Consider the following 23,005-nt stretch of genomic DNA (forward strand, 5'->3'; position numbering starts at 1 on the left):
CTCATAGGCCTTTTGCTCCAGCTCGCGCATCTTCTGCTCGAGCTCGGCGCTCTGCTCAGAGAGCATTTTCGCATCAATATAGGCGCCGTTGCGCTCCATGCGTGCGAGCACCGGCAGCAGCGGCATCTCAATTTCATCTAGAACCTTCTGCAAGCTTGGCTCCCGTTGCAGACGCGCGCTCAACTCATTGTGCAGACGCAGTGTGATATCCGCATCTTCGGCGGCATAGGGGCCGGCTTTATCCAGCTCAATCTGGTTAAAGGTGAGCTGCTTGGCGCCTTTACCGGCGATATCCTCGAAATGTACCGTGTGTTCGCCCAGATATTTAAGTGCCAGACTGTCCATATCGTGGCGACTGCCGGTGCTGTCCAGTACGTAGGATTCCAGCATGGTGTCCCGCGCGATACCGCGCAGCGCAATGCCGTAGTTGGCCAGGATATGGCTGTCGTACTTGAGGTTTTGCCCAACCTTCTTCTGCTTGTCGTCTTCCAGCAGAGGTTTCAGCTTGGCGAGAACCTCATCGAAGGGCAGCTGCTCGGGTGCGCCCATATAATCGTGAGCCAAGGGCACATAGGCGGCGCGGTAGGGCTCTACCGCGAAAGACACCCCCACCAGTTTTGCCTGCATATAGTTGAGGCTGGTGGTCTCGGTATCGAAAGCAAAGATCTCTGATGCCTTGAGTTGTTCAAGCCAAGTGTCGAATTCTGCCATCTCGGTGACGATGACGTAGTCCCGCTCAACGGCCTCGGCCATCGCCTCTTCCGACTCTTCACTGGTCAGTTCTTCCAACCAGCCGCGGAATTCATTCTGGGTGAACAGTTCTATCAATGCCTCGGTATTGGGCTCCGCGTTATGCAGGTCCTGCGGGTGATAGGTCATCTCCACATCGGTCTTGATGGTGGCCAGTTTATAGGAGAGTTCCGCTGCCTCGCGGTGTTCGGCCATCTTCTTTCCAAGGGTCTTGGCACCGCGGAATCCCAGCGGCGCAATGGCATCCAGGTCTGCGTAGATATTCTCGAGACTGCCCAGATTTTGCAGCAGCGCCAGAGCGGTCTTTTCACCTACCCCCGGGACACCGGGAATATTGTCGGATTTATCCCCCATCAAGGCGAGGAAGTCGATAATCAACTCCGGCCCCACGCCGAATTTTATCACCACCCCCTCGCTGTCCATCTCAGTATTGGACATGGTATTGACCAGGGTGACGCCAGGGCGCACCAGCTGCGCCATATCTTTATCGCCAGTGGAGATAATCACTTCCTGCCCCTGACGCTGGGCTTCCAGGGCCAGGGTGCCGATCACATCGTCCGCTTCGACCCCATCCACCACCAGACGCGGCAGCCCCATGGCATCGATAATGTCGTGGATCGGCTGAATTTGTTCGCGCAGGTCATCGGGCATCGGCGGGCGATGGGACTTGTACTCGGCAAACATTTCATCGCGGAAGGTTTTGCCCTTGGCATCAAACACCACTACCACCGGGCTGTGCGGATGCTCCTTCAAATGGCGGCGCAGCATGCTGATGACACCGCGCACCGCGCCGGTAGGTTTGCCCTGGCTGGTAGTCAGCGGTGGCAGAGCGTGAAAAGCGCGATACAGGTAGGAGGAGCCATCCACCAAAATCAGCGGGGCGGCGGGGGAGCTTTGTTTAGTCATAAATCTCGGGATTCTGTTGTTGGTCCTGTCGGGCGCTCGCAGCGCTGGATTGGCCGATAGGATACCCCCCTTTACACAGTTTTTCCGCTCGCTGCCGTGAGACAAACTATTTACCGCCGCCACAGATCCTTGCGGCAAAGCCAACTCACCTCGACGCTGAGTCGACAACAATCGACGCAGTAACCTCACCAAATGCTCAGGCTTGTCTAGTCTTGCCGGTAGCGACTTTTACTAATCGCCAACTCCCCGGAAACAAATGCCATTCGCCACACACAGGTGGCACAGGGTCTTTTGTTTCCGCAAAAAGTTACCCACGAGTGTTAAGGAAGGATTCTTATTATGAGAGGAGTGATGTACGCCGCCCTGCTATTTGCCGCCCCCGTTTTGGCATCGCCGGTAGCCGCGGTCTCCGCCTGTCAGACGGAAAAGACTCAGGAAACTGCCTCCACTACAGCGGGACATGCGCAGGCGCCAGGTCACGAGCTGATGTTGGAGGAGGCTACCAGGGAGCAGAGCGAAGTCTTGTTTCAACGCCAGATGCGCCACCTGGAAAAAATGCGGCGCAAGGCCGAGCGTGATTCGGTGCGAGCGGAAAAACTTCAGCAGTTAAAGAATAAATCCGGTACTGCCGGTTAATTGCTTTACCTATGATTCTGGCCCGATCTCCCTGCCATCGGGCCATCTTTCAATTCCTTTTCAAGTTCGGGTTCAGGTCGAATCACACTCCCGGGGAATTATGAATTCACTGCTCACTTTGATCGGCTTGATCAGCGCCTTGATCAGATATCTCGCTGAGACAACCGCGCGCCTGTGCCAATAAGGACTCAATCAAATCGCGATAGCGGGCATCGGGCCCCAGTTGATCGCCTAGAGGGTCCAACGCGGCATATTTCAGCCCCAGGTGTTCCGCCAGCTGTCGGTCGCGAGTATTTTCAGGGACTTCTCCAAACAGGCAACCCCGTCCCACCCCACTGAGGTCCAACATGGCGCGAGCGCCATGACCTCCACCGCTACTGTTCCCTAAAGCGCGGGTTTCCACCCCTGCGGAACCAAAGAAATGCCCGTAGGCGTCATGGGTCACCACTATGGGGACATCGCGGTATGCCCACAGGGCCCGATCCAAGACTTTCTGCAGACTGGCCATTGATTGAGAAAAATCACGTGCGCGGCTGCGGTACAGCTCGGCCTGCTGCGGCTGTAACTGCGCCAGGCGCTCGGCAATCAGAGCGCCCGCCAATGCCGCGTTGCGCGGGCGCAACCATAAATGGGGATCAGCTGCGTTGGCCCCCTGATATTCATAGTCAGTTGCGCCCAATAACTGCAGCTGCCTCTCTTCGGATAAAGAATTCACCTGCCCGGCCAGCAGCCCCTCCATCTGCGGCCCCAACCAAATCATTAGTAGGGACCGCTCCAGACGTGCCCGATCAGAAACACTGGGGGCGTAATGATGGGGATCAGCCCCCTGGATAAGCACATGCACCGGCAGATTATCACCGGCAATTTCCCGAGCAATCAGCGCCAGCGGACGCACGCTCACCACTAGCTCCGTACGCTCGACGGGCTGCGGTTTGCCACAGGCCAACAGGCTAAGGCAGAGCAACAACAGGGCAAAAAAGGAGAAAACACGCGAAGAGGGGGACATGGGAGGCATTTGGCGACGCAAAACTGCGATATAATCACAACCGGCTTCACGCCGCCAGTCCGACTGGCTGCAGGCTCTCTCGTCGAGCCCTCGCAAGGAAGCTACATACATACGGATTTTCACGCCCGCCCTGGAGATTTTGCCCTGAGCCCTTCCCCGCCGCTAATTACTGCCGACTGCGTCGCGCTGCAACTCGCCGGCCGGCAACTACTTCGGGACATCTCCGTAGAGTTGACCCAGGGGGAGATCGTTACACTGATCGGCCCCAATGGCGCCGGTAAGACCACCCTACTCCGACTGTTATTGGGCTTGACCAAACCTACGAGTGGCACTATCTGGCGCCAACCGGGCTTGCGAATAGGCTATATGCCGCAGCGTCTGCATATCGACAACTCCATGCCGATGTCTGTGCAGCGCTTCCTGCAACTGGGGCAACCGGGAGTAAAGGCTGCCCAAGCCCAGGCCGCACTGGATAGAGTGGGTGCCGGGCAGTTGTTGCAGGCCAGCCTGGCAAATCTCTCCGGCGGAGAGATGCAAAGAGTTCTGCTCGCCCGAGCCGCCTCCCGCAAACCGCAATTACTCGTGCTGGATGAGCCCACTCAGGGCGTCGATGTGGGCGGGCAAAGCGAGCTGTACCAGTTGATTGCCACCCTGCGCGATGAGTTGGGCTGCGGGGTGTTGCTGGTGTCTCACGATTTACATCTGGTAATGGCTGCCACCGATAAGGTGCTGTGCCTCAACCAGCATATCTGCTGTCACGGCCACCCGGAACAGGTGAGCAGAGATCCCGCCTACCTGGCGCTATTTGGCGATAAAGTGGCACCCTATACCCACCAGCACAACCACCAGCACAAACTGAGTGGCGACATCGCCGGCGAGTGCAACCACAATCACTCGGATACAGAGCCGAGTGGCAAAAATAGAGAGCAACAATAAGTGGTCGAGTTCGGCGAATTACTGCACAGCCAATTTCTCTGGTATGCCCTGGGCGCCGGTCTGCTGGTCGCTCTGGTTAGCGGTCCACTAGGCTGTTTTGCCGTATGGCGGCGCATGGCCTACTTCGGTGACACACTGGCACACTCAGCCCTGCTCGGCGTCACTCTAGGCTTTGTACTGCATATCATGCCCACCCTCGCCGTTGGTGCAACCTGCTGTTTGCTGGCGATTCTGCTAGTGTACCTGCAGCGCAGGCAGAAATTAGCCGTGGATACCTTATTGGGGATTCTCTCCCACTCGATGCTGGCACTCGGTATCGTGACGGTCAGCCTGTTCGAAATTAAGGTGGACCTACTCTCCCTGTTGCTCGGCGACTTGCTCGCCGTCGGCAGCCAAGACCTGGTGCTGATGTCTATTACCGCAGTGGGCATCCTCGCCCTGCTCTATTGGCTTTGGGAAAAACTATTGGCCTTCACCCTGCACGAGGAGCTGGCCTCGGTAGAGGGTGTACCGGTAGAGAGAATTCGTATGGCGCTCATGCTGATGTTAGCCCTGCTAATTGCCATCGCCATGAAAGTGGTTGGTGTGTTGCTGATCACCGCCCTGCTGATAATTCCCGCTGCCGCTGCGCGCAGGCTCTCGCACACCCCGGAACAAATGGCGCTATTGGCATCCCTGATCGGCTGCCTCGCCGTAGTATTCGGCTTGCTCGCCTCTATTTTATGGGACACCCCTGCGGGCCCATCTATTGTCCTCGCAGCCGCGGTGTTTTTTCTCTGTAGCCAGCTGCGTCCGGTAAAAATCAGCTAGCACAAATTTAACCAGTATTCCTATCCTGCCCGAAGATTGCCCGAACCCATTTATTAGCATGCATGTCGCCTTTTTCATCTCAAAAAAGTGATTTAGTTCGCTTATTTTCCTACTAAGCCTGCACCCTATTCACAGCCAATTGTTTCAATTTTCCGCCGTTGCTAGTGTTGCTCGACGACCACCCTATTTGGGCCAGTCACGGTCTATGACAATAAAAAAGTTGAGCAAGAAACATGGAAAAATTCACTCTCCGTCGCAATGTGTTGGCCTCTGCCATTTTGGCTACAGTCGCTACCACAACCCCACAAACTCTCTTCGCCGCAGAGGAAAGCGCTATTGAAGAGGTCAGCGTCGTCGGCTCACGAATCAGCCGCAACGCAGAATTTGAAAACGCCACTCCGGTTCAGGTGATGGATCGAGAGAGCATCGAGAAATCTGGTTATACCAATCTGCAGCAGCTGTTTGAGAAAAATCCCGCTTCCGGTAACGGTACCTTCTCGACCCGAGGCAATAACCAGGACTCCACCGCCAACGGCGCAGCTGCGGTGAGTTTGCGCGGCATGGGGGCCGACGCAACCCTGGTATTAGTCAATGGCAGGCGAGTGGCTATCAGCGCTTTCGCTGAAGGCATTACCACCAACTTTGTAGATATCAACAGCATCCCGCTGGCCGCTATTGAGCGTGTGGAAGTCTTGAAGGATGGTGCCTCGGCTATTTATGGTTCAGACGCCGTTGCCGGGGTGGTTAATCTGGTGCTTCGCAAGGACTTTGAAGGTGCCGAAGTATCGATGGATTACGGCAGTGCAGATGGTTATGACGAACAGTCTTTCTCAGCTGTTTGGGGCATCAATGGGGAAAACTCTAATTTCACCGTTATTTTTGATCACCACAAAAACAGCCGTCTTGCCAGTACAGAGCGCAGTGGTCTAGACACGGCCAATCAGTCTGGACGTGGCGGTATGGATTTCCGCTCTTCCCGCGGCTACCCAGGTAGCTTTATTCTGGGGAACGGAACCATTCTGCCTGACCCCAATTGCCCTGAGGACCGTGATACGGGCGAGGTGTGTGTTTACGATTATGGCCCCTGGACCTTAATCACCCCAGAGGCCGAACGCACAGGTCTGCTTATGTTGGGCCATACGGACCTCAACGAGAATATCGAATTTTTCAGTGAGATCGCTGTTCAGCACAATACTTCTGTAGCCCAAGGAGCCCCAACGCCCTTGGATGGCGATGCAGGCCTTTATGTCCTGGCCGATCACCCCAACAACCCATTCGGTGAAGATGTGGACATCTTCCGCTATCGCACAGTAGATGCTGGGGCCCGCCAGTGGGACATCGAAACAGACAACTTGCGCGGTGTTTTTGGTTTACGTGGCAGCATTGCGGAATGGGACTGGGAAGCCTCCATCCAGCGTTCACGCAGCGAATCAGAACAAACCGGTAATAAATCACAAGGGTGGGTCCGCACTGATCTACTGCAGTATGAAATCAATGCCGGGCGATACAATCCATTTGGTGGAGTCCAGAATCCCGATTCGGTAATTGACGCGATTACCACCAGCCTTGTACGCCAGGGAAAATCCGATCTGACCGCCTATGACTTTTCCATCAATGGCGATCTCTTTGAAACCACCAATGGCACCATTGCTATGGCGGCAGGCCTCGAATACCGTAAAGAAAAAGCCTCCGATATCCCCGATGACCAATTCCAGCGTGGCTTGATCTTTGGAACCGAATCCGTTTCCGCAAAAGCCAGCAGAGATATCACCTCAGCTTATGTCGAGTTTGCTATTCCCCTGCCAGCTAATTTTGAATTGAGCTTGGCCGGACGCTATGACGACTACAGCGATTTCGGCAGCACCACCAACCCCATGGCTAAGTTGCTCTGGAGCGCTAATGATATGCTATCTCTGCGCGCATCCTGGGGAACGGGATTCCGGGCACCATCCTTAGCACAGATCGGCCTCGGCGACTCACAAGAGTCCCTTTTCTTCAAGGATACTTATGGTTGTGAAGTTAATGACACTTACTGTAATCAAACTGATTACACGATTATTTACTCCGGCAATCCTGAACTTGATGCAGAAGAATCCGAGTCATTTAATATCGGCGCAGTGCTAGAGCCTATAGAGGGACTCCAACTCTCACTGGATTATTGGAATATCACCCAGGAAGGTAAGATCGACGAAGTGCCCTTTGGTTATCTCTACAGCCAGTATTGTAATGACCAAAGCAGTGTTATTTGTCGCCGGGATACGCCAGTAAGTGGTCAGTCTCTTGGAGCTTTGCAATCCATTCGCAGTGGCTTTACCAATATTGGCGAGCAGGAAGTTTCCGGCGTCGACCTGAGTGTTGTGTACAGTGGCTTTGAGCTTGCAAATGGTGAGCTAGGATTACGCCTAGATTATTCTTACCTGTCAGAGTTTGAGCGTGTAGAACTAAATTCAGAAGGTAGCGCCTTTTTAACTAGAGACTTAGCCGGAGAGTACGAGTATCCAAAGCACCGCTGGAACGCTACCGTCGACTGGACTTTTGATCGTTTCGGTTTCAGTGCAGGCCTTAGCTATATTGGTCAGTTTGAAGATGCACCTGATGCAGACTTTGATGGCACTCTTGACTATGACATCAATAGTACCCGTGCTGTAGACTCTTTCTTAACCATGAACTTGCAAGCTCGCTATACAGGCTTTCAAAACATGATTCTAAGTCTGGGAGCCGATAATGTCTTCGATGAGGAGCCCCCATTCGCTATTGGTGATGGAGATAGTGACCTCTATGGTTATGTCGAATCCCAACATGACCCACGCGGACGCTTTATTTATGGAAAAATGACTTATACCTTCTAAGTCAGGAGTTCACAAAAAAGGGAAGCCAGCGGCTTCCCTTTTTAGATTAAACGATCTAAAAATTACCTTACAGATTTATTTCTTTTGGACCGATTTCTAACTGGTTCATAGCCCGCTTTATGGAACTCATAAACCGTCAATACTACCCCCACAACCAGACAGATAAACACACCAATCCCTATCATCAAAATCAAAGAATCAGACATAATAATCATCTTCTTGCTAGCAAGGCAGAAACTTTAAAATAGATACCAATTGATAGAATACTGGGAACCCACAGAGCGGTAAAAACACCTTGCTCCTTGTATCCGTTAAACCACAAGTACCCAGATAAGCAAAAAGAGATCAAAGCGGCCAATAAAATAAAGAAGTCGGAAGCCTTTAACATTGAATTAACCATCGATTTTAGTCGAAATTAAAAAATTCAAATCATCTATCACTAAGCTTATTTATGCTGTTAAAGAAATAAGTAACCCCAACATTCAACAATATTGAATATTAGAAATGCCGTTGTTCAGAAACCCTGTCAATGGAATATCACCCACTCTTGCGTTAAAAGCCAAGAAAACTTATCTAGGATGCCAATCTATAGTTTCAATACGACTAGATAAAGGACTGCTGACAGCATAGCTTAGGAGAATAAAATACAAGTGGGAATTAGCGCCCATGAAAAGCCGAATAAGTTTCGTTCTCTTGCCATACCCTAAGTAAGTTTCCACCAAGGATCTTTTTAATGTCTTCTTCACTATAACCTCGCTCCAGAAGACCGAAAACTAGATTTGGATATTCTGAAACATCTTTCAGCCCAATAGGAAGGCTATCACCAACACCATCAAAATCTGAGCCAATTCCTATATGGTCAACACCGACTAGGTTGCGAATATGATCAAAGTGATCAAGAACGTCGTCTAAGTCAGCATAGACAAACTTATCTTTATATAAAGACTTCGTGTATTCTTCGATTATTGGGCTTTCTTTGCTCAGATTACTTTCCCTCATGTAGCTTTCAACCAAAGCAGCTATTGAGGCCTGGGAAGAGCGCGATTTAGCACTGATAAAGGTAGATCCAAAATTCACCATAATCAGTCCACCCTGCTCTGCAAGAGCAATAATCATTGCATCGCTCATATTACGCTCAAAACCCGGGGTGAAATTCCTGGCCGAAGAATGCGAGGCTATTACTGGGGCTGAAGAAATTTCTATAACCTGCCAAAAGGCCTCATCGGAAACATGAGAAACATCAATCATAATACCTAGAGTATTCATTTCACCGACCAATTTCTTGCCAAATTCACTCAGTCCTTTCCAGGGACGTGAATCATCATAAGGGGAGTCAGAAATATGATTGCTCTTTGAATGGGTCAGGGTTATATAGCGAACTCCCCGGTTATAGAAATACTCCAAATTTTCTAACCTCCCTTCAATAGCAGCGCCATTTTCCATCCCTAGAGGAAGAGAGATTTTACCTTGCTCAACTTGTTTTCTTAATTCATCTATGGATTTAGGGATAGCGAACTTATTGGGATAAGTGGCAACCAAGTCCTCGACGCTACTTATCAACTGGTCGGCATAATCCTTTGCGGTGCCATTAGTTTCTTTCTCAGCGGGGATATATATCGACATGAAAGGCGCATTTAAGCCTCCTCTCTTAGCTCTGGGAAAATCAAAATCTCCACCTTCAGTACTTATGCCAACATCTGAGTTTTCTTGCGAAATTCTATAGGGTACATCGATATGACCATCAACTAAAATATTCTCCTGAGTCAGCTTTTCTGCAAGAGCGCGGCGGTCATCGTGAATTGATTTATCACAAGCCACTAAAAGTAAAATTATAAATAATATATTCTTTTTCATCGAGTATCTCCTAACGGTTAAACCTTTATCCCAGGATACCTTATGGAAGATTATCGTAATAATCTATAAAAGTATGATGATTTTCTAAAATTAAAAAATTATATTTCTTAGGCTAACTTGCTTTCGGATAATAAGTTTTTCTCAGATTTAACCAGGGAGGGGGTAAGGTAGAATCATCATATGAAGAACATTAACTCCCCAATGGGTCAATACACAAAGCCAAAAATTTCTGCGTAAATACCAGAGAATCGAGTAACAGAATGAAGCTAAGCTAAGCTAAGCTAAGCAATATAATCGCTGCCGGTTCTGCCGACCAACCAATATGGAGTAAAACAAATATCCCAGTAACAATTGGCACAGAAACCCATCGCCAGCTAGCAAGGGTCTCCTCTAATCCCCTTTGTAATATCCAACGAAAAAAACCTTCTTCACTGATGCTTACTATTAAGAGATTTATAAGTGCAGCAATTACTATCGTCAATGATAATTTTATAGATGGTCCATATAATGCTAAACCAACAGTAACCGGTATAATGATAGCTAAACATAGATAAGCTAAATCTATACGCCTTAAGGTTTGTTTCTGACCCAACATGAAAGCAAGTAAAGCAATAGCAATTACTGCTTTACCGGTACTAAAACTTGCGTATATCAGATTTCCTGAACTATCGGAATATGGGTCTAGAATTTGAATCCGCTCACTACCAGGAATGATATTAAATCCCGATACCAGCATCAGAATTATGCAAGTAATAAATAAAACGGCGCGCTTCCAGCCATAACTCATTTCAAGTGCGGTTAAAGAAATCCAGATAATAGGAGCTAGCAATCCGGCCCAGCCAAAAGGAATAATGCATAAAGATAGAAGAAGAGGTGCGCCCCAAAGAGTTCTAGAACTATCTGGAAAATTTAACCTATTAACTTTTTTTGACAGCACTTTACTTCCTTACTTCAAGATAAACATCTGTTTTTTTTTGATTGAAAAATAAAACAACCAAATAATTAACCTTCAAAAGTAGCTCGAATAGAGCGATAAGTCAGCTTCATCTTTGCAGGGTCAAGAGGAGCTCTGAAGAAAGCATGGTAATGTCCAAGTGGATTTATCAATACCACTTGAGATCCATGGTCAACAGTATATTCACCATTATCTAAATTCACCTTATTGAAGGGAACATTTAATTGACTTGCAAAGCGTTTTATTTCTATAAAATCTCCCGTAATTCCGCGAAAATCTTTATTAAAATAGCGAACATAATCATGGAGTATCTTTGGTTTATCTCTAGCTGGATCAACTGTTACTAGAATAACATTTGTATCAGTGCGAATATCTTCATCCAGCATTTGATAAAAACTATTTAGACTAGAAAGTGTTGTAGGACAAACATCAGGACAATGACTAAAGCCAAAGAATACTAATGTCCACTGACCTTTCAAGCTGCTTGTTTCGAATCGGTCACCACTATCTTTTATCAGCTTAAAATTATCTAAAATTCTAGCCCTCTGTAATCTTACAGCGCCGTTTAATCTTAGTTCTGAATCACTAATTATTCTTGGCTGACTTAGCTTATGAACAAAACCGACCAATACTGCCACAATAAACATCAATAAAACAGCAATCGTTATACGAACACCGCGTTTTTGTTGTTGATCCAATACTGGTTCCACTTCTTTATAATTTTTATTTCTCATTGTCTTACACCGCTACAAAGTAGTGATCTAGCAACATAATACAAAAAAGAGCCATCAAATAAATAATGGAATACTTAAATGTTTCCATTCCCGCATTTGGGTCTCGGCCACGAAGCATTACCAAGCTCCAATATATAAAACCTAAACCAAGGACAACGGCTCCAAGAAGATATAGCCAACCTAGCATAGCTGTGGCAAAAGGGAGCAAACTTACCGCAAATAAAATAAATGTGTAAAGTAGGATGTGTAGGTTTGTGTATGCTACGCCATGAGTAACTGGGAGCATGGGCACTTTTGCCCTGGCATAGTCTTCCTTTCTATGCACAGCTAATGCCCAGAAATGTGGGGGCGTCCAGGCAAATATAATCAATACCAACAACAAAGCATGTGGGTGAATTTCATTGGTAACCGCTGTCCACCCCAGCAGAGGGGGTGCGGCACCTGCAAGACCGCCGATTACAATATTCTGAGGTGTAGCATGTTTTAAGAACATGGTATAAATAACGGCATAACCAATTAACGATATTAGTGTTAACCAAGCAGTTAATATATTCACAAATATCATTAGTACTGCCATGCCAAGAATGCCTAATGATAAAGAAAATATAATTGCTTTACGGGGTTCAACTCTTCCTTTTGCAACTGGGCGATTACTCGTACGCGACATTTTTGTGTCTATGTAACGATCCACCAAGTGATTAACCGCTGCCGCACTACCGGCACAAAGGGCGATACCTAAGTTTCCCCAAATTAAAATATTAAAAGGAACCATTCCTGGGACAGCTAACAACATACCAATCAGTGATGTAAGAATCATTAGCATCACAACTCTTGGCTTTGTGAGCTCATAATAGTCACGCCAGCTATTTGAATTTAATTTGGCAGTTTGTATGGCCATAATATTATTATTCCCTAATTCTTCCACAATAAGAAGTTTGACTATTACATATTGCCAGTCAGCTTCGGTTTGTTTAGTTCATAATTTGCTTTATATGAGTTCTCACTGATCTCTGAGGGTTTTGAAGAGTAAATACGATAACAAAAAGTTAAAATTCCTAATAAAAGAAGTGCAGCTCCAGCATTGTGAGCAACCGCAATTGGTAGTGGAAGAAACATTACAACGTTTGCAATACCCAAGCTTACCTGTAACGCTATTAAAGCAATCAATACTATCGCCCAAGAACGTGAGCCTGCTCTCCAGGTAAGATATGCCAGAGTAAGAACCATTAAAGTTACAAGCAGTGCACCAATACGATGGCTTAAGTGAATAGCGGTACGTGCATCACTCTCCAAAGCTCCACCCAAATAATTAGGGCCAATTTGCTGAAAGATATTAAATCCTGCTCGAAAATCAGCTTGAGGCAGCCATTGCCCATGACAGGTAGGGAAATCTGGACAAGCAAGCGCAGCATAGTTAGAACTCGTCCAGCCACCCAGAGCAATCTGTACTGTTATTACTAGTGTAGTCAATATTGCAAGAGGCAATAATTTATGAAGAGTATGATATTTCTTATTTAGAGAAGAATTCTCTCCATGTCTCATTCTCTCAACAAGGAGCCACAGCATGGAAAGAGTTGCCATCCCCCCCAAAAGATGGGCTGTAACTACCTGGGGCCATAACTTCAAGGTTACAGTCCACATACCAAAAGCTGCCTGTAAAATAATTAGGCCCATCAGGTAATGTGTATGTTTAAAGGTTCGCTGTTTTGGTCTACGCCATGATAAATAAAGAAGTGATGCTACTAATAGCAATAATGTACCAGCAAAATATCTATGTACCATTTCTGGCCAAGTTTTACTGTTATCTACTGGTGTATCGGGAAAGGCAGCGTTAGCAGCCTGGATCTCATGGGTTTCATCTGGCCAAGTAAGGTGGCCATAACAACCAGGCCAGTCAGGACACCCCAATCCTGCATCAGCTAATCTAGTAAACGCACCCAAAATGACCACTACTAGGGCAAGCGCACAACTTCCCAAGGCCAACTTATAACGCCAGCTATAGTATGTATCCATTACTTGATTACTATCTCGATACATTGATGACTCCATGTCACTCTCCATTATTTCTCATAGGAGTACTTCAATAAGCGTTTGATATCTTTCAGTAGCTGATTTCCGCGATGTTGATTGTCATAAACCATCATGGCAAAGCCATCCTGATCTATAAGTATTGCTCTGGTTTCATCGATATTTTGATGGGCCGTTAACTCTTGTAGAGTATTCATGCTACTTTCATTCAAGCGCAAAACTTTAAGTCGAGGATGATCTATTTGTAGTTTTTTTTGTTTCTCATGGGTCATAGACTCATCAGTGATCAAAAGTCTCTCTACCCTATTGGCTTTTTCACCTAAACGGATATGTACTTGCCGGCTGGTATATAAGAGTTTTTCACACGCTTCGTTACAATCTGAACCATCTAGAATCAGATATCGCCACTTTTTAGAATCATTCCCGAGCAAAGCAACCTGACTACCAAACGAAGATAGTTTTAATTCCTTAATATTAATCGGCGGTTGTAGTAACGTACCTTGATTAACTGTTCCTGATGGCACTCCCAATCCTGTATAAAAAACTATATAGGCTGCAACCATTGGCAGCAATACAGAGGCAATAATGGATATTCCCTGTATCTTTTTTGAGGAAAAAAAACTTTTTTTCTCCCTAGAATCCCCTAGGCCTGATGAAATTTCTCTATTTTCCATTACCATACCCCTAAGTATTATTATTTTGTCTATTTCTAAATAATCTTGTAAAATTGGTTGCAGTAAGTAACCAAAGAATAAATAACGCTACTGCCATAGCAAACCATTGCACTGCATAGGCCATGTGTCGATCGGAATTACTATTAATTAAATTCCAATCAGTTACTAACGATGATTCTGAATCTGCGCTGAGCCGTATAGTCCAGGCTTTGTAACTTAAATCCAAACTATCAGTAAATCCCCTATTTACAGTCTGTATTCTTTGATGAAATAGCTTTTCATTTGAAGACAGATTTTCTGAATATTCAACTGGATATATAAATCCTAGAATTGTTGTTACACCATCGGGATAGCTTACTTCTGGAGTGATAGCCCTACTTTCTGGGAGAGGTATCCAACCTCGATTTACCAACCAGCGTTGATTACCGGAGATAAATATTTGCAGAACTTCGTAGCCTGCCTGCCCTCGGCGGGTGCGATTATCCAATAAGAAATAATTGCTGGAATATTTTCCAGTTAATTTAACGGGCAGGAAACGCTTTAATTCAATTCCGTTTTTTGGATTTACTGGCTGAGCTGACATTCTCGCATCTATTTCTAAGCTTATCATTTGCTTAGTTTCCGCACGATTAAGCTGCCAAACACCCAGTAACACAAAAACTGGTATTAGCCCTATTGAAAACAAGGTTATAGGCCAGTTACGAATCAGTGATACACTGGTATTTTCTACAGAAACTGATGGTATCTCTACTGTCATGCGCTACTACGTAAAATAATGGAAAATAATTATATGTGGCTCAAAATTGTTATAGTGATCCTATTTCTCGCGGTACTGGTAAGCCTTTCCAGTGCTTTATTTTTTCTATTGCGAGATATGGGCGCTCCTCAGTCAAAACGTACCCTCTATGCGCTAGGTATTAGGATTTCACTTGCAGCACTTCTTTTACTAGCAATTTGGTACGGTTTTGAAAGTGGTATTTTGGTCAACAGCGCTCCGTGGACGGATAAATATTAGTTACACACGCCCCAAAGTGACTGTATCTTGGGGCGTTTTTGATCTGATTACAGATTAGGCGCCTAGGACATATACAAAAATAAATAACCCAACCCAGACAACATCTACGAAGTGCCAGTACCAACTTGCAGCCTCGAAACCAAAATGATCGTTTGGCTTAAAATGATGTGCGATCACAGAACGTAGCAACATAATGAGTAGCATTATCGTTCCAAGAGTTACATGCGCCCCATGAAAACCGGTCAACATAAAAAATGTTGTACCATAAATACCTGACTCTAAGGTGAGACCAAGGTGTTGATAGGCTTCATAGTATTCTTGCGCCTGGAGATATAGGAATATGAAACCTAGAAGAACGGTCCCTCCCAGCCAAAGATTGAATTTTCCACGTTCACCTTTTTTCAGGAAAACATGGGCAAAATGCACGGTAACGCTGGAAGATAATAGAATTATCGTATTCCACAGGGGCAAGTGCCATGGATCAATAACATCTTTGGGGCCAATAAATTTGGCCGTATCCCCATGTGCTGCTGCATCTGGTGTTACATAGAGAGGCCAAGTATTCTCGAATCCCTCCCATAGCATATTTGATATTCCCCTTTCACCTTCGCCTGCCAACCAAGGCACGGAGAAATTCCTTATGTAATAGAGGGCTCCAAAAAATGCGGCAAAAAACATAACTTCTGAGAAAATAAACCACCCCATTCCCCAGACATATGAACGCTTCAACTGTTCACTATTTAGTCCTGCCATATTTTCCCTAATCACCGCAGCAAACCAAAACCATAAAACGGCTGCCAAGGCCAGAGCACCGGTAAAGAAAATATAGGAACTTCCGCCATTAATCCAATTTGCCGCCCCAAAGGCAATTAAAAACAAACCGATGGTGGCAAATATCGGCAGCTTAGATTGCTCTGGAACATAATAACTGCTTTCACTAGCCATAATTTTTTATCCCTCTCGCGCAGATACGGCTTTATTCTTATCGGTATTTTTAGAAATTCTTTCCGTAACATCGAACAGCGTGTAGGAAAGGGTTATGGTATTTACACTGCTTGGTATCTCTGGATCAACAATAAATCGCAATGGCAACTCTGCCTCTTCTCCCGCTTTTAAGATTTGTTGATTGAAGCAAAAACACTCTGTTTTATGAAAATATTCAGCAGCCTTGAAGGGGACCAAACTTGGAATTGCCTGGCCAACCATATCTCTTGCTGTAGGATTAAATGCAAGAAATACGGTATCCATGACCTCACCAGGATGGACTTCCACTGACATTACACTGGGAGAGAACCTCCAGGGCATATTGTCGTTATTACTCGCAACAAACTGAACGGTTATCGATCTGCTGGTATCTATAGCAGCAGGGACAGCTTCATAACGTCCACCAGTTTTACCGTTGAGTCCGGTAATTTCACAAAAAGCATCGTAGAGTGGTGGCATTACAAATATAGCGAATACCAACATGCTGGCGGCGAGCGCCAGCAATTTTGCAGAAACTTTTGTGTTTTCGCTTAATTTCATCAGTATTTCAACCAGAAATTAACGAACAACCGGAGGCGTACTAAAGGTGTGGTATGGAGCCGGTGATGGCACTGTCCACTCCAACCCCTGTGGATTATCCCATACCTGCTCAGTTGCCTTCCTGCCCCCCATCACCGTACGCACCACATTGAAGAGGAATACCACTTGGGCGGCGCCGAACAAAAACGCCCCCATGCTTGCCATCTGATTGAAGTCGGCAAACTGTAAAGCGTAATCAGGAATTCTTCTCGGCATACCAGCCAGTCCAACAAAATGCATGGGGAAGAAAGTTAAATTCAGACCGATAAAAGCCAGCCAGAAGTGCACTTTCCCCATGGTTTCGTTGTACATATTCCCGGTCCATTTGGGTAACCAGTAATAAACCGCCGCAGTAATGGAGAAAATTGCCCCAGGAACCAACACATAATGGAAATGCGCAACCACAAAGTAGGTATCATGATATTGGAAATCCGCCGGAGCAATGGCCAACATCAAACCTGAAAAGCCGCCAATAGCGAAGAGAATGATAAAAGCTATTGCGAACAGCATGGGAGTTTCAAATGTCATTGAGCCACGAAACATTGTGGAAACCCAATTGAAAATTTTTACTCCGGTAGGTACAGAAATCAGCATGGTGGCATACATAAAGAACAGCTCACCGGCAATCGGCATTCCCACGGTAAACATATGGTGGGCCCACACGATCAAGCTTAGGAACGCAATAGCGGCCGTTGCATAGACCATAGAGCTATAACCAAATAATGGCTTACGTGCAAAGGTCGGAATAATTGCCGAAATAATACCAAATGCCGGCAAAATCATGATGTAAACCTCAGGATGCCCAAAGAACCAGAAAACATGCTGGAACAGTACTGGATCACCTCCGCCCGCAGCACTAAAAAAGCTGGTACCAAAATGAATATCCATCAACATCATGGTTACCACGCCGGCTAGTACTGGCATCACCGCAATCAGAAGGTAGGCTGTTATCAACCAGGTCCAGACAAAGAGTGGCATCTTCATTAATGTCATGCCTGGAGCGCGCATGTTCAGAATGGTGGCGATGATATTAATCGCTCCCATAATTGAGGATGCTCCCAGGATGTGAATGGAAAATATAAAAAAAGTAACACTCGGAGGGGCATATTCAGTCGACAATGGGGCGTAAAATGTCCAACCAAAGTTTGGAGCTCCACCTTCCATAAAGAGGGTCGATGCCAACATCGCAAAGCCAAAAGGTAATATCCAAAAACTCCAGTTATTCATTCTTGGTAGTGCCATATCTGGTGCACCGATCATCATCGGTATCATCCAGTTGGCCAGCCCCACGAATGCTGGCATTACTGCACCAAAGACCATGATTAACCCATGCATGGTCGTCATTTGATTAAAGAATTCTGGCTGTACTATCTGTAATCCTGGTTCAAAGAGTTCGGCACGAATAATGAGTGCCATGCATCCGCCCAGGAAGAACATTGCAAAACTGAACCACAGGTATAGGGTACCGATATCCTTGTGATTTGTTGTATACAGCCAGCGTTTTAGGCCAGATTGAGGTCCGTGTGCCATGTTAAAATCCCCTAGCAGTTACTGCTTATTCTTGAAGTTAAGGATATCAACGGGCTGAACCGTATCGCCCATTTCATTACCGAAGGCATTGCGTTGATAAGTGATCACCGCAGCAATATCCACCTCAGATAACTGATCACCAAATGCCTGCATGGCGGGATTTACCTGAGATCCATCAATGACTATGTCGAGATGGCTATTCAGTGGGCCTGTCGCAATTTTTGAGCCAGCTATTGGCGGAAACACACCAGGGACACCCTTCCCATTTGGTTGGTGGCAAGCCGCACACATGCTGTTATAAACTTTTTCACCCTGAGCAAAAAGTTCATCGAAAGTAAAAGTCTTTCCTGTGAGCTCACGCATTTTTATAGCTGTGGCCACACGTCCATCGAGCCATGCGTTGTATTCTTCTTGAGGAACTGCCTTTACCACAATCGGCATAAAGCCGTGGTCCTTACCACAGAGTTCAGCACACTGCCCCCGATAGATTCCCGGCTCCTCAATGCGAGTCCAGGATTCATTAATAAAACCTGGGATGGCATCTTTTTTTACTGCGAGATCAGGCACCCACCATGCATGAATAACATCATTTGCGGTAATTAAAAAACGGATTTTTTTCTTGATAGGCACAACCAAGGGCTCATCCACTTCCAATAGGTAGTTAGGATTTTTGGGTTGTTCGTTATTTATTTGTGAACGTGGGGTCGAGAGGTTTGAAAAAAAAGTAACGTCAGATCCGATATAGTCATATTTCCACTTCCACTGATACCCAGTAATCATGATATCCAGATCTGCTTTATCAGTATCGTAAATATCATAAAGGGTCTTACTTGCAGGAATAGCCATGAGGATCAAGATAACGGTGGGAATTATTGTCCACACTAATTCCACAGCTGTGCTTTCATGAAACTGGGCAGCTTTGTAACCCTTGCTTTTACGATGGCGCCACATACTGTAAAACATGACACCAAATACAAGGACACCAATAGCCACACAGATCCAAAAAATCAGCATGTGCAATTCATAGGTGGTTTGGGCAACTTCCGTCACCCCTTTGGGCATATTGACCCCCCAGCGCTCAACAGCCTGCTCTTCCGCCAGTACGGACTGGACGGATAGCGAGGCGGCTAGCAAGGCGAACAGCCGATCAAAGCCTCTCAACATCGCCTACAGATCTCCGTGGTTGCGGGTTTCCATGGGAACCCCGAATTTTATTTTGGCCGCCGGCCTTCACGGATAACTGAAATTGCCCTGTGTGTTTACTGTTTCAGGGTGAATTCCACTCAAAATTTGTGGACATACTGTAGTATCACAAGACTACATACACTGGGCGAGGAGGTATCCCCGCAATACTGCCGTCAGTGCAACTCGTTATTTTTAGTAAAAAAATTTTTACTTCAGATGTCGACGCCCGGAAGGTACAACCAACAACCTGTGTTTCTTTATTTGTCGCAACTACTGCAGGTACAACAGGAACATACTGACGATAAAAAGTCAATCATGCTATATAGCGATAAATTATGCTCAGCTAGGCTTAGTTCATAGGAAATTTCAAATATATTTAACCAATATTGAATGATGTTCCTCCTAGCCTGGTGTTACGTCAGGTTTTTTGTAGCGATACGATTAAATTATGTAAAGGAGATTAATAGTGCAGTGTCTCAATGAGGTTTTTCACCCCTGAAAATTTTCTTATCCCTAATTGGATCCAATCGAACCCAGCTAGCGCATCACCCCCTTCATCAATCAGGTAATTGAACAATAAGGTATAATCGACAGCTTAGTGACAAATGAAGTTTGCGCCAAAAGATGCATAACCTATTAGCTTATCGGATTTAACAATCGGGTTCGTCACTCGATGTTCGGCTTTTTACTTTACCTGACAACAGAAAAAGCAATACACCTCAACCCCACCTGAAGTCTCTTCGCGATTAAACCTATTAAGTAACTCTATGAATTACCTACATGTCGAGCAAAAAAACCTGGGAAGAGTCTGGAATCTTGCTTGGCCTATGATCCTCAGCAATATTTCAGTGCCATTGTTGGGGGCTGTTGATACCGCCATTCTCGGTCATCTCTCTTCAGCCGAATATCTCTCTGGAGTCGCCATTGGCGCAAGTGTAATGTCGATGCTCCTCTGGGCCTTTGGTTTTCTACGTATGGGCACTACGGGAATTGTGGCCCGCAGTCAGGATGGTGGTGTTGAATGGTTATTACGTGCTTTGACATTGGCATTAGCCCTAGGAGTCCTGCTCCAACTAATGGCCTATCCCTTTATAGGTCACATTGTCAACTGGATGAATGCCAGTAGCGATGCCAGCCCTCATGCAACAGCTTATTTACTAATTCGCCTAATCAGTGCCCCAGTAGCTTTGGTGAATTTTGCCTTACTTGGCTTTTTTATTGGCCGGCAGGATAGTCGAGCTCCCTTATATATTTTGCTTGTAGCCAACCTGTTAAATATTGGTTTGGATTTTCTCTTTATTCTATGTTTTGGACTTGGTGCGAAAGGCGCAGCGATAGCCACGGTCTGTGCAGATTTCTTTGCACTCGTGATGGGTTTATTCTTACTAACTCGCGTGAATAACACGATTTGGCAGGACATTGTCACTCACATACGCGCCCCACAATTTCAGCCATGGGTGGATTGGAAGCCATGGCTAGAGTTGCTTCATATCAATACCGATTTATTTATTCGCACTTGCTTACTGCTATTGACCCTAACGTTCTTTACTGCCCAGGGGGCCGCACAAGGGGACTCTGTGTTGGCCGCAAATGCCATATTATTGCAACTACTGATGATGACCTCTTATGCATTGGATGGGTTTGCCCATGCTACCGAAGCATTAGTGGGTGAATCTATAGGGAAAAAATCTAATAAACTATTTCAAGAAACAGTTTATGCAGCCGGAATCTGGGCATTGGGGAGCGCAGCTCTTCTTACCTTATTGTTGATAACAGGCAAGCCTATCATTATCAAACTGTTTACTGATCTTCCTAAGGTTATCTTAGAGATCAATAAAGTCTACTGGTGGTTATGTGCCCTGCCACTATTGGCTGTATGGAGTTACCAACTCGATGGTGTATTTATTGGGGCAGGAAAAAGCCGACAAATGCGTGATACTATGTTTATTGCCACGATACTCATATTTTTCCCCAGTTGGTGGCTGACCCAAGGCTGGGGCAACCATGGCATATGGTTCAGCCTATTCTTGTGGATTACTGCACGATCCTTGGGACTTATTTTTTATTATCGCTACTACACTATAAACGGTTTCTGGATAACCAAATGATTTATCGCTCACTGTGCAAGAAACTTAGGGAGAACCAAAACTTGTACCCGTACCTGTAAGCCTATAAAAGATAGTATCCAGAGATTTTATTGCTGTACTGAGACTTATTAAAAGATATCCAGCTTGGCCTACTATAGGGAAACACTTTTCATAAACAAACAAAAAACCTAGATAAAACCACTATTATTTTAATTTAGGGCTAGTTATTTCTAAGAGATTTTTAACGTGTTCTCAACAAATCAAAATGATAAATTCCGAAAGATAAAAATAATAATCTCAGGATGGTTGATACTGAGCGGGCATAACAATGTAATAATACCCGCTCACCATTTTTCAGAGCCCCGGACTTGATATCTGCTTCCTAACTAAAATCTGTGTATAGTTGGCAAAAAAAGCATTTTCTCCCTGCAAAATCACTCGATTCAACCCTTCAACCTTACCCCTCAATTCAGGATTATAAAAATAGAGACTTCCACTACGAACCGTGTAGGCCTTAGGATTTTCAGCCATTAACTTATAAAAGGAGGAGAGCCTTTCCAGGTAAACATTCACAGAATTTAGGGAAAAATTACTCTGCTGATAATAGTCCAGAACTTCTGTGTTTATTTGCTTTTGAATGAACGCTTTTTCCTCAGCAGAGAAACCATAAGTTTGCACCTGAGTATTAATATCGCTACGTAAATCTTTCAAGTATCTATCTGCAGCCTGTGCAGACTCTCTTAAAGCGCCAATAGTTTTCTTACGTTTTCTAAGTGATTTACGGTTTTTAAAAGTTGAGGCATCTGACATCTCAAATGAAGCGAGATCAGTAAGAGGCCTGAATATTGTGATATGTTGTAAATTGCTATTTCTTGTCAACTTATCACAAATATCAACAGCATATTTCCACTCTTTGAAGGGTTTTCCATCTAAGATTTTCTGTGGCAATGCCTCAACAGCCTCATTCAGTGCACGCTGTTGTTGTAAATAAAATTCTGGATTTTTCCTCCAGTCATTTGCCTGTAGTTGAAAGAGACTGAGAATTCCCTGGTTAACACAGCTAGCCAGAAGGTGCGAGGTCATCTCCAGCTGTTGTTTTTGAGTTTTTCGATAGTTATTCAAGCCGCACAAGCCAACAACAATTGTGATGGCTAGCACGGCTATAACTGCAAGTACCTTTTTCACTATTTATTTTTTTTTATTGGTTGAATAAATTTCACCGGCTCTTCACTGGCCTCTTTTCTTTGCCCGGTACTCACTCGGGTTAAAAGTTCAGAGGGCGAGGATTGCAGGCGAATTTCATCTTTAAATCCGCAAGAAACACACTCGCGGTAATTTTTTCCATCTTCCTGATAATTGATTATTCGATCCATCTCACTGCAGCGCGGACAAACCGCGCCAGCAATAAAACGTTTTTTGGGCTTTTTCTGCTGCCCGTCAGAATTTTCCTGATCGACCATTATTACTGCTCAATATGCATGACTTAT

General features: G+C 45.6%; 21 protein-coding genes. 6 read left to right on the top strand and 15 right to left on the bottom strand.

The annotated features are described in order from the left end of the window. Positions 1–1,656 (bottom strand): 5'-3' exonuclease H3TH domain-containing protein (locus ACXAFI_RS17510; RefSeq protein WP_475109842.1); only part of this gene is annotated, 1,656 nt, incomplete at its 3' end. A 339-nt stretch (positions 1,657–1,995) separates the two neighbouring features. Between ACXAFI_RS17510 and ACXAFI_RS17515 the strand changes: the two genes are divergently transcribed. Continuing rightward, entirely contained in the window at positions 1,996–2,292 is a 297-nt protein-coding gene (locus ACXAFI_RS17515; RefSeq protein WP_444920613.1) for a hypothetical protein, read from the top strand. A gap of 106 nt (positions 2,293–2,398) precedes the next feature. Here ACXAFI_RS17515 and ACXAFI_RS17520 read toward each other — a convergent pair whose 3' ends face one another. Beyond that, on the bottom strand, positions 2,399–3,298 hold the full coding sequence (locus ACXAFI_RS17520; protein ID WP_475109843.1) for a metal ABC transporter solute-binding protein, Zn/Mn family: 900 nt from the start codon (positions 3,296–3,298) through the stop codon (positions 2,399–2,401). 144 nt (positions 3,299–3,442) lie between these two features. Between ACXAFI_RS17520 and znuC the strand changes: the two genes are divergently transcribed. The 3 genes from znuC (at position 3,443) to ACXAFI_RS17535 (ending at position 7,893) form a co-directional block, all read left to right on the top strand. Next, positions 3,443–4,234, top strand: a complete 792-nt coding sequence (gene znuC / locus ACXAFI_RS17525) for a zinc ABC transporter ATP-binding protein ZnuC (protein WP_475110015.1) — start codon at positions 3,443–3,445, stop codon at positions 4,232–4,234. After that, positions 4,235–5,044 (top strand): zinc ABC transporter permease subunit ZnuB, encoded by an 810-nt coding sequence (znuB, locus tag ACXAFI_RS17530; protein WP_475109844.1) that lies wholly within the window; start codon positions 4,235–4,237, stop codon positions 5,042–5,044. Between the two features lie 233 nt (positions 5,045–5,277). Continuing rightward, entirely contained in the window at positions 5,278–7,893 is a 2,616-nt protein-coding gene (locus ACXAFI_RS17535) for a TonB-dependent receptor (RefSeq protein WP_475109845.1), read from the top strand. A gap of 657 nt (positions 7,894–8,550) precedes the next feature. On the opposite strand, the gene ACXAFI_RS17540 is transcribed toward ACXAFI_RS17535, so the two are convergent. The 7 genes from ACXAFI_RS17540 to ACXAFI_RS17570 form a co-directional block, all read right to left on the bottom strand. Further along, positions 8,551–9,747 (bottom strand): dipeptidase, encoded by a 1,197-nt coding sequence (locus tag ACXAFI_RS17540; RefSeq protein WP_475109846.1) that lies wholly within the window; start codon positions 9,745–9,747, stop codon positions 8,551–8,553. A 271-nt stretch (positions 9,748–10,018) separates the two neighbouring features. Continuing rightward, on the bottom strand, positions 10,019–10,684 hold the full coding sequence (locus ACXAFI_RS17545; RefSeq protein ID WP_475109847.1) for a CPBP family glutamic-type intramembrane protease: 666 nt from the start codon (positions 10,682–10,684) through the stop codon (positions 10,019–10,021). A gap of 65 nt (positions 10,685–10,749) precedes the next feature. Then, positions 10,750–11,436, bottom strand: coding sequence for an SCO family protein (locus ACXAFI_RS17550; RefSeq protein ID WP_475109848.1), 687 nt, complete (start codon positions 11,434–11,436; stop codon positions 10,750–10,752). A 4-nt stretch (positions 11,437–11,440) separates the two neighbouring features. Next, complete coding sequence (gene cyoE, locus ACXAFI_RS17555; protein ID WP_475109849.1) at positions 11,441–12,334, bottom strand: heme o synthase; 894 nt, start codon at positions 12,332–12,334, stop codon at positions 11,441–11,443. A gap of 44 nt (positions 12,335–12,378) precedes the next feature. After that, entirely contained in the window at positions 12,379–13,485 is a 1,107-nt protein-coding gene (locus ACXAFI_RS17560; RefSeq protein ID WP_475109850.1) for a COX15/CtaA family protein, read from the bottom strand. Positions 13,486–13,496: 11 nt separating this feature from the next. Then, positions 13,497–14,138 (bottom strand): hypothetical protein, encoded by a 642-nt coding sequence (locus tag ACXAFI_RS17565; protein ID WP_475109851.1) that lies wholly within the window; start codon positions 14,136–14,138, stop codon positions 13,497–13,499. A gap of 10 nt (positions 14,139–14,148) precedes the next feature. Continuing rightward, complete coding sequence (locus ACXAFI_RS17570) at positions 14,149–14,895, bottom strand: SURF1 family protein (RefSeq protein ID WP_475109852.1); 747 nt, start codon at positions 14,893–14,895, stop codon at positions 14,149–14,151. A 33-nt stretch (positions 14,896–14,928) separates the two neighbouring features. Here ACXAFI_RS17570 and ACXAFI_RS17575 point away from each other — a divergent pair, with 33 nt between their 5' ends. Then, positions 14,929–15,153, top strand: a complete 225-nt coding sequence (locus ACXAFI_RS17575; RefSeq protein WP_475109853.1) for a DUF2909 domain-containing protein — start codon at positions 14,929–14,931, stop codon at positions 15,151–15,153. A 54-nt stretch (positions 15,154–15,207) separates the two neighbouring features. Here ACXAFI_RS17575 and ACXAFI_RS17580 read toward each other — a convergent pair whose 3' ends face one another. From ACXAFI_RS17580 to coxB, 4 genes are read right to left on the bottom strand one after another with little or no spacing between them, the layout of a single operon-like run. Next, the gene (locus tag ACXAFI_RS17580; RefSeq protein WP_444920601.1) at positions 15,208–16,098 is read right to left on the bottom strand and encodes a cytochrome c oxidase subunit 3; all 891 of its coding nucleotides are present in this window, start codon (positions 16,096–16,098) and stop codon (positions 15,208–15,210) included. Positions 16,099–16,104: 6 nt separating this feature from the next. After that, entirely contained in the window at positions 16,105–16,677 is a 573-nt protein-coding gene (locus tag ACXAFI_RS17585; protein ID WP_152450360.1) for a cytochrome c oxidase assembly protein, read from the bottom strand. A gap of 18 nt (positions 16,678–16,695) precedes the next feature. Then, a complete protein-coding gene (ctaD, locus tag ACXAFI_RS17590) occupies positions 16,696–18,246 on the bottom strand; it encodes a cytochrome c oxidase subunit I (RefSeq protein ID WP_152450358.1) in 1,551 nt (516 codons plus the stop codon). Between the two features lie 18 nt (positions 18,247–18,264). Beyond that, on the bottom strand, positions 18,265–19,410 hold the full coding sequence (gene coxB / locus ACXAFI_RS17595; protein WP_475109854.1) for a cytochrome c oxidase subunit II: 1,146 nt from the start codon (positions 19,408–19,410) through the stop codon (positions 18,265–18,267). Positions 19,411–20,198: 788 nt separating this feature from the next. On the opposite strand from coxB, the gene ACXAFI_RS17600 reads away from it, so the two are divergent. After that, entirely contained in the window at positions 20,199–21,539 is a 1,341-nt protein-coding gene (locus tag ACXAFI_RS17600) for an MATE family efflux transporter (RefSeq protein WP_475109855.1), read from the top strand. A gap of 333 nt (positions 21,540–21,872) precedes the next feature. On the opposite strand, the gene ACXAFI_RS17605 is transcribed toward ACXAFI_RS17600, so the two are convergent. Further along, positions 21,873–22,703 carry a hypothetical protein gene (locus ACXAFI_RS17605; RefSeq protein ID WP_475109856.1) on the bottom strand — a complete coding sequence of 277 codons (831 nt, stop codon included), beginning with the start codon at positions 22,701–22,703 and terminating at the stop codon, positions 21,873–21,875. Continuing rightward, positions 22,703–22,978 carry a YheV family putative zinc ribbon protein gene (locus ACXAFI_RS17610; RefSeq protein ID WP_152450352.1) on the bottom strand — a complete coding sequence of 92 codons (276 nt, stop codon included), beginning with the start codon at positions 22,976–22,978 and terminating at the stop codon, positions 22,703–22,705. The genes ACXAFI_RS17605 and ACXAFI_RS17610 overlap by 1 nt, the downstream gene beginning before the upstream one ends. Between the last annotated feature and the right edge of the window lie 27 nt (positions 22,979–23,005).

The organism is Microbulbifer sp. ABH2_005 (assembly GCF_056160005.1).